This window comes from Micromonospora sp. HM134 (assembly GCF_007833915.1).
GTDB classification, from domain to species: Bacteria; Actinomycetota; Actinomycetes; order Mycobacteriales; family Micromonosporaceae; genus Micromonospora; species Micromonospora wenchangensis.
Genome location: NZ_CP041061.1, coordinates 3,259,180 through 3,270,301 on the forward strand (window position 1 = coordinate 3,259,180; position 11,122 = coordinate 3,270,301).

At 71.6% G+C, this 11,122-nt stretch carries 10 protein-coding genes; 8 read left to right on the forward strand and 2 right to left on the reverse strand.

The genetic code is table 11. From position 1 onward, the window contains the following. Positions 1 to 384 precede the first annotated feature (384 nt). Positions 385 to 1,281, forward strand: a complete 897-nt coding sequence (locus FJK98_RS14015) for a haloalkane dehalogenase (RefSeq protein WP_240762831.1) — start codon at positions 385 to 387, stop codon at positions 1,279 to 1,281. Between the two features lie 47 nt (positions 1,282 to 1,328). Here FJK98_RS14015 and FJK98_RS14020 read toward each other — a convergent pair whose 3' ends face one another. Together FJK98_RS14020 and FJK98_RS14025 are read right to left on the reverse strand one after the other, a co-directional pair. Beyond that, positions 1,329 to 3,140 (reverse strand): class I adenylate-forming enzyme family protein, encoded by a 1,812-nt coding sequence (locus tag FJK98_RS14020; protein ID WP_145919408.1) that lies wholly within the window; start codon positions 3,138 to 3,140, stop codon positions 1,329 to 1,331. Further along, on the reverse strand, positions 3,137 to 3,967 hold the full coding sequence (locus tag FJK98_RS14025) for an aminotransferase class IV (protein WP_145919409.1): 831 nt from the start codon (positions 3,965 to 3,967) through the stop codon (positions 3,137 to 3,139). Before FJK98_RS14025 ends, FJK98_RS14020 begins: the two co-directional genes overlap by 4 nt. A gap of 312 nt (positions 3,968 to 4,279) precedes the next feature. Between FJK98_RS14025 and FJK98_RS14030 the strand changes: the two genes are divergently transcribed. The 7 genes from FJK98_RS14030 to FJK98_RS14060 all read left to right on the forward strand — a co-directional run bounded on the left by FJK98_RS14030 (position 4,280) and on the right by FJK98_RS14060 (position 11,116). Next, positions 4,280 to 5,455: a sulfotransferase gene (locus FJK98_RS14030; protein WP_145919410.1), complete on the forward strand. Its 1,176-nt coding sequence runs from the start codon at positions 4,280 to 4,282 to the stop codon at positions 5,453 to 5,455. Then, the gene (locus FJK98_RS14035; protein ID WP_168222461.1) at positions 5,452 to 6,699 is read left to right on the forward strand and encodes an ABC transporter substrate-binding protein; all 1,248 of its coding nucleotides are present in this window, start codon (positions 5,452 to 5,454) and stop codon (positions 6,697 to 6,699) included. The genes FJK98_RS14030 and FJK98_RS14035 overlap by 4 nt, the downstream gene beginning before the upstream one ends. A gap of 38 nt (positions 6,700 to 6,737) precedes the next feature. Next, positions 6,738 to 7,670, forward strand: coding sequence for a sulfate adenylyltransferase subunit CysD (gene cysD, locus FJK98_RS14040; RefSeq protein ID WP_145919412.1), 933 nt, complete (start codon positions 6,738 to 6,740; stop codon positions 7,668 to 7,670). After that, positions 7,670 to 8,932, forward strand: a complete 1,263-nt coding sequence (locus FJK98_RS14045) for a sulfate adenylyltransferase subunit 1 (RefSeq protein WP_145919413.1) — start codon at positions 7,670 to 7,672, stop codon at positions 8,930 to 8,932. The genes cysD and FJK98_RS14045 overlap by 1 nt, the downstream gene beginning before the upstream one ends. 52 nt (positions 8,933 to 8,984) lie before the next feature. Further along, a complete protein-coding gene (locus tag FJK98_RS14050) occupies positions 8,985 to 9,587 on the forward strand; it encodes a disulfide bond formation protein DsbA (protein ID WP_145922746.1) in 603 nt (200 codons plus the stop codon). Positions 9,588 to 9,663: 76 nt separating this feature from the next. Beyond that, complete coding sequence (locus FJK98_RS14055; protein ID WP_145919414.1) at positions 9,664 to 10,518, forward strand: arylamine N-acetyltransferase; 855 nt, start codon at positions 9,664 to 9,666, stop codon at positions 10,516 to 10,518. Positions 10,519 to 10,543: 25 nt separating this feature from the next. Beyond that, on the forward strand, positions 10,544 to 11,116 hold the full coding sequence (locus tag FJK98_RS14060; RefSeq protein WP_145919415.1) for a DNA-3-methyladenine glycosylase I: 573 nt from the start codon (positions 10,544 to 10,546) through the stop codon (positions 11,114 to 11,116). Positions 11,117 to 11,122 lie beyond the last annotated feature (6 nt).

Genomic DNA, 11,122 nt, shown 5'->3' on the forward strand with positions numbered 1-11,122 from the left:
AAGCCGGTCAGGATCTCCACCGACGGAGATCCCACGTGTGCGTCGACCAATCGGTGGCGGCCGGAGATCCGGGACGGAACCGGCCGCGCGGTCGACTCGACGAGAGAAACGTACGAAATGAACGGCACCGGGGGACAGGCCCATGTCCGGCCCCGCGTCGGTGCCACTTCCACCGGTGGCCCCACCCGACGACGAAGCGGCCCCACCTGCGCACAGTGGAGCCGAAAAGGATTCGCCATGTCATTGTTTGAATTCTCGCGAACAATTCATGAATGGCGCCGCCCCGCTGAGCGCGAACGGCCGCCGGTAACGGGACACGCCGTCAGGCCGATGCCCCGGAATTGCCCGGACCTCTTGCTATCACTGTGCCGAGGAGGTCCACCAGTGACAACAAGTTCCACACCCGCCGCGGCTTCCGTCTCCGCGGCCGACCCGCATCCGCGCCGGCGCATCGACCTGTGCGGGACCCACCTGTCGTACGTCGACGTGGGGGCCGGGGACCCGATCGTGTTCCTGCACGGCAACCCCACCTACTCGTACCTGTGGCGCAACGTCATCCCGGCGGTCCGCGACCTGGGCCGCTGCCTCGCCCCCGACCTGGTCGGCATGGGCGACTCCGGTCCGGCGCCCGACGGCGGCTACCGCTTCACCGACCAGGTGCGCTACCTCGACGCCTGGTTCGACGCCGTGGTCGGCGACCAGCCGGTCACGCTGGTGCTGCACGACTGGGGCTCGGCGCTGGGGTTCCACTGGGCGGCCCGTCACCCCGAACGGGTCCGGGCCGTCGCCTATCTGGAGGCGATCGTCCAACCCCGCCGGTGGAGCGACTTCGAGGCCGGACGCGACCAGCTCTTCCGCGCCATGCGCTCGCCCGAGGGGGAACGCCTGGTGCTCCAGGAGAACTTCTTCGTCGAGGTGGTGCTGCCCCGCAGCGTGGTACGCCCCCTGTCGGAGGCCGAGCTGGACCACTACCGCCGGCCGTTCGGCGACCCCGACTCCCGGCGGCCCACCCTCGCCTTCCCCCGGGACCTGCCCATCGAGGGCGAACCGGCGGACGTGACCGCCGTGGTCGAGGAGTACGGCCGGTGGCTGGCCGCCTCCCCGGTGCCGAAGCTGCTGGTGGTCGCCGAGCCGGGGGCGTTGCTGACCGGCCGGGCCCTGGCGTTCGCCCGGACCTTCCCCAACCAGCGCGAGGTCACCGTCACCGGCAGCCACTACGTGCAGGAGGACTCGCCGGACGAGATCGGCGCCGCCCTGCGGGACTTCGTCACCGCCCACTGAGCACGGCCGCGGGGCGGGCGGTGGGAACCGCCCGCCCCGGGTGCCGGTCAGGCGGCCGAGGTGGCCCGCTCCTCCTGCGGCGTCTCGACCGAGGCGCTCAGCTCCCGCAGGATCGACTGCTCGGTGCGGGTCCGCGCCACGTCCAGCCCACCGTCGTCGTCGGTCAGCAGCAGCTGGGCGAACTGCGCGCGTACCTCCCGCTTGAGCACCTTGCCGGTGACACCCAGCGGGATCTTGGTGTCCCCCTTGGAGATGACCGTCGCGGCCAGTTCGTGCTTGCCCGCCGCCCGCAGCGCCCGGTTGATCCGGGTCAGCAGCTCCTCGGCGGTGAGGTCCGACTGGTCGATCAGGCGCAGCGCGGCGATCGGGGCGAACGAGGTCGGCTCGACCGGGTCCACCACACCGACGACGGCGCAGTCCACCACCGCCCGGCACGCCTTGAAGATCTCCTCCTCGATGGTGAGGCTGTAGACCGGTCCGCGCCGCGTCGTGATCACGTCCGTGGTCCGGTCGTAGTGGTAGAAGCGGCCCTTCTCGTCCTTGTAGCCGATGTCACCGGTGAGCCAGTAGCCCTTGCGGATCGACTTGTGCGTCAACTCGTGGTTGCCCCAGTAGCCCAGGGTCACCGTCGGGGTGTGCACCGCCAGGTAGCCGACCTCGTTGGGGCCCAGCTCCCGGCCGTCCTCGTCGAAGACCACCGCGTCCTCGACGATCGGCTCCGGGTAGCCGACACAACGGTTGTAGGCGTTGGTCTTGGGGCCGTGGATGTTGAGGAACAGGGCCATGCCCATCTCCGAGGCGCCCAGCCCGTCGAGGTAGTGCGACCCCGGCCGCCAGCTGCCGTTCTCCCGGTGCCGGCCGAGCCGGACCAGCTCCCGCACGTGGGCCTCGTGCGAGGCGTCCGCCGTGCTGATCCAGGTCGTCACGTTCGCCGCGGCGGACGGCTCCAGGCCGAGCGCGAGCATCTCGGTGAAGGTGATCGGGAAGCCGGTCACCACGCTGGGCTTCCACCACCGCATCGCCTGGGCCACCGTCGCGCCGTCCTGGGACTCCATCACCAGGGTGGGCAGGCCGATCAGGGTGGCCATCATCATGTAGCTGTAGCCCGACGAGTGCGAGGCCGGGAAGGCCAGCAGCATCTTGTCGTCCGGACCGGACGGCAGCGTCATGATCCGGGGACGCTTGCCGGCGAAGAACTGGCGGTGGCCGAACGTGGCGGCCTTCGGCATGCCGGTGGTGCCCGACGAGTGCGAGATGAGCACCGGGTCGCGGTCGCCGTGCCGGTACGGGTAGACCCCGGGCAGCGGGCCGGCCGGCGGCGCGGCGTGCATCGCCTCCTGCGAGGCGGTGAACCGGAACGGACGCGCGTCGGCCATCCCGTTGAGCAGCGGGCCGAGCTTGTCCGCGTCGACCACCACGCCGACCGCGTCGAGCCGGGCGAGGTACTTGGCGGCGGTGTCGGGCACCATGTTCGGGTTGATCACGGCGGGGATCGCGCCGAGGCTGTTGAGCGCCAGGAAGTGCACGAAGCTCGCCATGCCGTTGCGGGTGAAGACCCCCACCCGGTCGCCGTGGGTGACCCCGGCGTTGTGGTACCACCGGGCGTACCGCTCGGTCTGGTCCCGCAGCGTCGCCAGGCTGTAGACGATCAGGTCGTCCGGGCCGCCACCGGGCGGCAGGTGGTGGAACAGCGGGGCGTCGTGGTCCTGCCCCCGCTCCAGGGCGTGCCACAGGAAGTCACCCGCGCCGAGCTGACGGGTGGCCAGCAGCTCCAGCCGGGCCCGCAGCCCCCGGTGCGACCGCCCGAAGTGCATACGCGGGACCGATGCCAGATAACGCTGTAGTGACCTGAGCTTCATGGTGCCTCCTCGGTGCTTCGGTGCGGCCAGATGGCCTCGGGGTCGGGCAGGGGTTCGGTCAGCGCGTCGAGATGGGCGCGCCAGTCGTGCAACCGCCGCGCGTCGACGGGGGCGGTCGGCTCTCCGTTGATCCGGGTCAGGACCCGGATTCCGTGCAGGGCACTGGTGATCCACACCTCGCTGTCGAGCAGTTCCGCCACGCTCGGCAGCCGGTGCCGTACCGGCATCCCCAGCTCGGCGCAGCGGTCCAGCAGCAGCCGCCGGGTGACGCCGGGCAGGATCCGCCCGTCCTCCGGAGGGGTGTGCAGGACGCCCGACGACCACCAGTAGATCGTGCTGAACGCCCCCTCGCGGACCAGACCGCGCTCGTCGCAGAGCAGGGCCTCGTCGGCGTCCGCGTCGTGGGCGGCGGCTCTGATCTTCTCCAGCTCCTCGAAGTCCGGCCCCTTGAGGTGGGGCAGCCGCCGGGGGTCCGGATGCGGCCACAGCCAGCCACGTGCCTGGCTGACCCGGGGCGGGGCGGGCCGCAGCCGCAGGACCAGCCGCTGCGTGGGAACCAGGTGCAGTTCGATGCGGGGAAACCACACCCCGGAACGGGGCAGCGCCGTGGTGACCGACGCCCCGAAGGACGCCACCCGGTGCGCCGAGACCCCGAACCGTCGTACGGCCGCGCCGAAGCGCTGCCAGTGCAGCCGGTACGCCCGGGCCCGGCCGTCGGTCAGGAGCCAGGAGTCGGCCACCACGGGGCGGTACCGACTGTCCTCGATTCCTTCGCGGACCCCCGTCTCCCACAGCAGCAGTGGGACGGCCCGAGTCGCCGGCGGCATCTTCTTCTCCGATCCGTGGTGCGTCGCCGATTGGCTGGGCCGACCATAGGGCGGCCGTCCGGCACCGCTCCAGAGCCACGTTGACGCCGTACTCCGGGCCACTTGTCACCCCACGGCTTTGGTCCCGTGCGGACCACTGATGTGGCCCTGTACCGACCGTGGTCGGGTGCCTATCGTCGCTACCTACCGTGATCGCTGTTCACATTCGTCACCGTCCGTCGGCACGTCCGGCCCGGTGGAGGCGGGGGCACCGACCGCACGGACCGGCAGCCCGAGCCGCCGCGTTTCCAGCCAGACAGAGGGGAGTACGCCGTGACCGCCGTCATCGAACCCACTCAGGACACCTACCGGGTGGACGAGTTCGTCGAGGCCGCCCGAGCCAGGGCGGGAGTTCCGGACTTCGAGTTCGCGCACCTCGACGCCCTCGACCGGCTGCTGCGGGCGTTGGACACCGAGGGGGGCCTGAACGAGGCCGGTCGCCGGTCGGTCCGGGGCGCCCTGGTCGCCGCGCTCGCCACCCAGGCCGCCGCGCACCGGGCCCGGGTGAAGAACCCGGAGATCGCCTCGGTCGAGATCAACCAGCCGGTGTTCATCACGGGCATGACCCGCAGCGGCACCACGCTGATGCACAACCTGCTCGGTCAGCACCCGGACCTGCGCGCCCCCGACCTGTGGGAGCTGATGGCCCCGGCGACCGACGACCGCGACGAGGCGACCCGGCAGGCGCTCGTCCAGGCCGCGGAGAACTTCTGCGTCGACTACTACACCGTCGCGCCGGCGCTGAAGCCGGTGCACCTGTGGGAGCCGCACCGCCCCGACGAGGACCACCGGCTGACCGCCCCGACGTTCAAGACGATGGCGTACGAGCTGCGCTACACCGTGCCCAGCTACGGCGAGTGGCTCCGCACCCAGGACCAGTACGACGCCTACGACTACCACCGCTACCTGATGCAGCACATCGTCTGGCGGGTGCCCACCGACACGCTGGTCCTCAAGGACCCGTTCCACCTGTGGCGGGCCGACGCGCTCGCCCGCACCTACCCGGACGGCCGGCTGATCTACATGCACCGCGCGCCGAGCGTCACCATCCCCTCCACCTGCAGCCTCACCGAGATCATTCGACTCGCGCGCGCCGACCAGGTGGACCGCCTCGCGCTGGGTAGGCTCTGGACCGAGCGCTTCGCCCAGATGCTCGACCTGTACGCGCAGGCCGAGCAGGAGCAGCTCGGCGGCACTCCGGTGCTCGACGTCGACTACCAGCGTCTGATGGCCGACCCGATCGCGGTGATGGCCGAGATCTGCGACTTCCTCGACGCCCGCTGGGACGGCGAGGTCGAGAAGGCGTTCCGCGACTACCTCGCCGCGAACCGCAAGGACAAGCTCGGCAAGCACGTCTACCGGGCCGAGGACTACGGCCTGGACGCCGACGAGCTGGACGAGCGCTTCTCCGCGTACCTGACGAAGTACCAGATCGGAGGACGGGCGTGAGCACCACGTCGGAGCCCACGGTGCTGGAGACGGTCACCGAGCAGGTCCGCGCCTTCGCCCGTACGGTGGACGGCGCGCCCACGGTCACCGTCGGCATCGTGACCCCGCTGTCCCTGCCGGGCGACCCGACGGCCGGCACCCTCACCGCGCGCGGTGCCCTGATCGGCGCGGAGTACGTCCGCGACCACGGCGGCATCCGCGACGGCCTCCAGTTCGACTTCGTCGTCCGCGACGACCAGGAGACCGTCACCCTCGACGGGGGCACGATGCCCCGCTCCGCGGTCGGCGCGCTGGCGAAGGTCGCGATCGTCGACCGGGCGCTGGCCGTCCTGGGGCCGTGGCACCTGCGCTACACCGAGGAGGTCGCCGACCTCGCCGACCGGATCGGGGTGCCGCTGTTCATCGAGAACGCCCACCCCGGGGTCACCGCGCAGAAGCGGCGGGCGGTCTTCCGCACGTTCACCTCGATGGCCGAACGCGCCCCGGTGCTGATCCGGTTCGCCGCCGACCAGGGCTTCCGGCGGGTCGGCCTGATCCACGCCGACACGGTCTTCGGGCGCAGCGCCGCCGCGCTGCTCACCGCCGAGTTGCAGGCGGCCGAGGAGCCCATGGAGCTGTACTCCGTGGAGTTCGACCAGGAGTCGACGACGGACCTGCGTCCCCAGCTGCGCGAGATCCAGCAGTGGGGGCCGGACGTGGTGATCAACGTCGGGGTGGTGCGCACCAACCACCTGATCGTGCAGCAGGCGGCGGAGATCGGGCTGCTGCCGGAGGTGCCCATGCTGGCCCCGTTCCAGTGGCCGCTGCGGGCGCCCGACTACTGGAAGGCGCTCGGCGCGCACGGCCTGCACCTGGTCTGGCCGGCCACCCAGTTCAGCCCGAACTGGTCGGGGCTGACCCCGATCGGCAGGTGGTTCGTGGACCGCTACCGCGACACGTACGGCACGATGCCGCCGGACACCGCCCTCAACGCCTTCACCGACATCACGATCATCGCGCAGGCCCTGCGGCAGGCGGACCGGGTCGGCCGGGCGGAACTGATCGACGCGCTGGAGAAGGGCACCTTCGACACCTGGCGCGGCCCGGTCAGCTTCACCCGGGGCGAGACCCACTGGCACCACAGCCCACCCCCGGTGGTGCTCCAGCAGTACCAGGAGATCGACCAGGACATCTCCACCGTGCCGATCGTCTACCCGCCCGAGCTGCGTACCGCCGGGTACGTACGGCCGGGCTCCTCGACCTGACCGGCCCGACCGGCCGACACCTGTGGGGAGACAACGCCATGGCGTTCACTTCGACCGCATCCGAAACCTCATCCGACCTGCGGATGTCCTACCTCGACGTGCTTGAGGCCGAGGCGGTGCACATCATCCGTGAGGTGGCGGGCACGCTGGAGCGTCCCGTCCTGCTGTTCAGCGGCGGCAAGGACTCCGCCGTCATGCTCCACCTGGCCCGCAAGGCGTTCCTGCCGGGCCTGCTGCCCTTCCCCGTCATGCACGTCGACACCGGGCACAACTTCCCCGAGGTCATCGAGTACCGCGACAAGGTCGTGGCGGAGCACCAGCTCACGCTGCGGGTGGCGCACGTGCAGGACTACATCGACGACGGCCGGCTCACCGAGCGGCCCGACGGCAGCCGCAACCCGTTGCAGACCGTCCCGCTGCTCGACGCCATCACCCAGCACCGCTTCGACGCCGTGTTCGGCGGCGGGCGGCGCGACGAGGAGAAGGCGCGGGCCAAGGAGCGGGTGTTCTCGCTGCGCGACGAGTTCGGGCAGTGGGACCCCCGCCAGCAGCGCCCCGAGCTGTGGAACCTGTACAACGGCCGGCACGATCCGGGCGGGCACGTGCGGGTCTTCCCGCTGTCGAACTGGACCGAGCTCGACGTGTGGCACTACATCGCCCGGGAGGAGATCCCCCTGCCGGCCATCTACTTCGCCCACCAGCGTCAGGTCTTCCTGCGCAACGGGATGTGGCTGGCGCCGGGGGAGTGGGGTGGTCCGCGCCGCGACGAGCAGGTGCAGGAACGCACCGTGCGGTACCGCACCGTCGGGGACATGTCCTGCACGGGCGCCCTGGAGTCCGGGGCCGCGACCATCGACGAGGTGATCGCCGAGATCAGTCTGTCCCGGATCACCGAGCGCGGTTCGAGCCGGGCCGACGACCGGATGTCCGACACCGCCATGGAGGACCGCAAGCGGGAGGGGTACTTCTAGTGACCACACTCAGCCTCGACACCACGCGCGACGGCGAGCTGCTGCGGCTCGCCACCGCGGGCAGCGTCGACGACGGAAAGTCCACCCTGGTGGGCCGCCTGCTCTACGACTCCAAGTCGGTGCTGGCCGACCAGTTGGAGGCGGTCGAGTCCGCCAGCCGCGCCCGCGGCTACGGCCAGGCCGATCTCGCCCTGCTGACCGACGGGCTGCGGGCCGAACGCGAGCAGGGCATCACCATCGACGTCGCCTACCGCTACTTCGCCACCGGCAACCGCCGGTTCATCCTGGCCGACACCCCCGGGCACGTGCAGTACACCCGGAACATGGTCACCGGCGCGTCCACCGCGCACCTGGCCGTGATCCTGGTCGACGCCCGGCACGGCGTGGTGACCCAGACCCGGCGGCACACCGCGGTGGCCGCGCTGCTGCGCACCCCGCACGTGGTGCTGGCGGTCAACAAGATGGACCTGGTCGGCTTCGCCGAGGACCGGTTCGCCGAGATCGACGACGAGTTCCGCCGCCTGGCGGGTTCGCTCGGGGTCCCCGACGTGCGGTCCATCCCGTTGTCGGCGCTGCGCGGTGACAACGTCGTCGACGCCTCGACCGAGATGCCCTGGTACACCGGGCCGACCTTCCTGCAACACCTGGAGCGGGTGGACCTCGACGAGGACCTGACCGCCCTGCCGGCCCGGCTGCCGGTGCAGTACGTGCTGCCCGACGGGTCGCTCGCCGGTCAGCTCGTCGCCGGTCAGCTCCGCCTGGGGCAGCAGGTCCTGGTGACGCCGGCCGGCCGGCCGGCGGTGGTCACCGCCATCCAGCGGCTCGGCACGCCGATCGAGTACGCCCGCGCCGGCATGTCGGTCAGCGTGAAGCTCGACGGGGAGGGCGAGGTGGGACGCGGCGACATGATCGTCGCGGCGGACCGGATCCCGACGACGACCCGGCAGGTCACCGCGACGCTGTGCCACGTCGCCGAGCGTCGGCTCGGCGAGGGCGCCCGGGTCCTCGTCCAGCACCAGACCCGGGTGGTCGATGCGACGGTGACGTCGATCGTCGACCGCCTCGACCTGGCCACCCTGGAGCACACCCCGAACTCCGACCCGCTGGCGGTCAACGACATCGCGACCGTGGTGCTGGACCTCGACGAGCCGATCGCCGCGGACCCGTACCGCCTCATCCGGGGCACCGGGTCGCTGCTGCTCATCGACCCCGCCGACGGGGCGACCCTCAGTGCCGGCCTGGTGGGTCCGGCTTTCCGATGAATCAACCGAAGGATGTACGACGGTGCCCGAAGTGAACCGAATCCTGGTGGACATGTTCGTCGACCCGGTCTGCCCGTGGGCGTGGCTGACGTCCCGGTGGCTGCTCGACGCCGAGCGGCAGCGCCCGATCGACGTACGGTTCAAGATCATGAGCCTGTCCGCGCTCAACGAGGGACGGGCCGACATCGACGCGTTCTACCAGCGCAACATCGGACCGTGGCGGCGGCCGGTGCGGGTGCTGATGGCGGCCGAGCAGCAGCACGGGCCGGACGCCGTCCGGTCGCTCTACGACGCCATGGGCACCCGCCGGCACGTCAAGGGCCAGTCGTACGGGCCGGCCCTGTACAAGGCGGCGCTCACCGAGTGCGGGCTGCCCGCCGAACTGGCCGACGCGGCGGACGACGCCGGGTTCGACGACGCGGTACGCAAGAGCCACCAGGCGGGGATGCAGCCGGTCGGGCTGGACGTCGGCACCCCGACGATCCACGTGCACGTCCCCGGCGGCGACCCGGTGGCGCTGTTCGGCCCGGTGGTCACCCCCGCCCCGCGTGGCGAGGACGCCGCCCGACTCTGGGACGGCTTCCTGCTGGTCGCCCAGACGCCCGGGTTCTACGAGCTCAAGCGCAGCCGCACGAGTGGCCCGCAGACCCGCTGACGACCGGCCGGGGCGGTGCCATCTCCACCGATGGCACCGCCCCGGCGTTTTCCGCAGAGAAGGTGACCGTTCCGACATGCAGGAGCCGTCTGTGCCCAGGATCGGTGACGAGGTGGTCCGCCGCTACCTCGCCCGCCTGGACGAGCCCGGCCGGCCCAGGGTGAACCTGGCGACGCTGGTCCGGTTGCACGAGCGTCACGTCCGGCGGGTTCCGTACCACAATCTCGACATCCAGTTGGGGCTGCCCACCGACGTCGACCCGGCCGGCAACGCCGCGCGGCTGGCCGGCGGCGACGCCGGCTACTGCTTCCACCTCAACGGCGCGTTCGCCGCCCTGCTGGCCGCGCTGGGGTTCGACGTGACCCTGCACCGGGGCCAGGTGAAGAAGGCGCCGTCGCTGCCCGACGGCGTGCAGTTCGCCAACCACCTGACCATGACCGTCCTGCTGGAGGGCCGGCGCTGGTTCGTCGACGTCGGCCTCGGTGACGGGCTGCTGGGTCCGGTGCCGTTACGTCCCGGCGTGGTCCGGCACCCGCCGCTGACCTTCGCCTTCGCCGAGGCGGCGTGGGGGTGGCGGTTCACCCACGACCCCCGCGGGTCGTTCACGGTGATGGACTGGGAGGACCGGCCGGCCCGGCCGCAGGACTTCGTCGCCGCCCACCAGCTGCTCTCGACGGCGTCGACGTCCACCTTCGTCCGCCGGTTCATCGTCACCAACCGGGGCCCGGGTGAGGTGGTGTGGTCGCTCGTCGACCGCCTGCTGACCCGCATCGACGGCGACGGCGTGCACCGGCGGGCGCTGACCACCTTCGACCAGTGGCGTCGGGAGTTGGAGGAGACGTTCCTCCTGCGGCTCGACGACCGGCACACCGCCGGGCTGCGGCTGCTGTGGCAGCGGTTGCCGCAGCACCCCGGCATCCCCACGGGTTGACCCCGCTCCCCGGACAGGAGACGACATGCAGATCAGCACCGGCCCCGACGGCGTGCCGCGCTGCGGTTGGTGCACCGGCACCCCCGTCTACGTCGCGTACCACGACGACGAGTGGGGGCGTCCCGTGCACGGCGACGCCCCGCTCTTCGAACACCTGGCGCTGGAGGCGTTCCAGGCGGGGTTGTCGTGGTCGACGATCCTGCACAAGCGGGAGGCCTTCCGGTCGGCCTTCGACGGCTTCGACCCGGAGACGGTCGCCGGCTACGGCGACGCCGACGTGGACCGGCTGCTCGCCACCGACGGGATCGTGCGCAACCGGGCCAAGATCGAGGCGACGATCGGCAACGCCCGGCTCGTCGTCGCGCTGGCCGGCGGCCTCGACGCCCTGCTGTGGTCGTACGCGCCGGACGCGGTCCGGCCCCGGCCCCGCTCCACCTCGGAGGTGCCGGCCCGGACCGCCGAGTCGACGGCGATGGCGCGGGAGCTGAAGCGGCGCGGGTTCCGGTTCATCGGCCCGGTCGGCGCGTACGCGATGATGCAGTCGACCGGGATGGTCGACGACCACCTGGCGGGCTGCCACCTGGCCGTGGACGGCTGAACCCGC

Excerpts from the sequence above, each read along its gene's own strand:
- FJK98_RS14020 (WP_145919408.1), bottom strand. The coding sequence starts at position 3,140 with ATGAAGCTCAGGTCACTACAGCGTTATCTGGCATCGGTCCCGCGTATG.
- FJK98_RS14025 (WP_145919409.1), bottom strand. The coding sequence starts at position 3,967 with ATGCCGCCGGCGACTCGGGCCGTCCCACTGCTGCTGTGGGAGACGGGG.
- cysD (WP_145919412.1), top strand. The coding sequence starts at position 6,738 with ATGGCGTTCACTTCGACCGCATCCGAAACCTCATCCGACCTGCGGATG.
- FJK98_RS14050 (WP_145922746.1), top strand. The coding sequence starts at position 8,985 with ATGTTCGTCGACCCGGTCTGCCCGTGGGCGTGGCTGACGTCCCGGTGG.
- FJK98_RS14055 (WP_145919414.1), top strand. The coding sequence starts at position 9,664 with ATGCAGGAGCCGTCTGTGCCCAGGATCGGTGACGAGGTGGTCCGCCGC.
- FJK98_RS14060 (WP_145919415.1), top strand. The coding sequence starts at position 10,544 with ATGCAGATCAGCACCGGCCCCGACGGCGTGCCGCGCTGCGGTTGGTGC.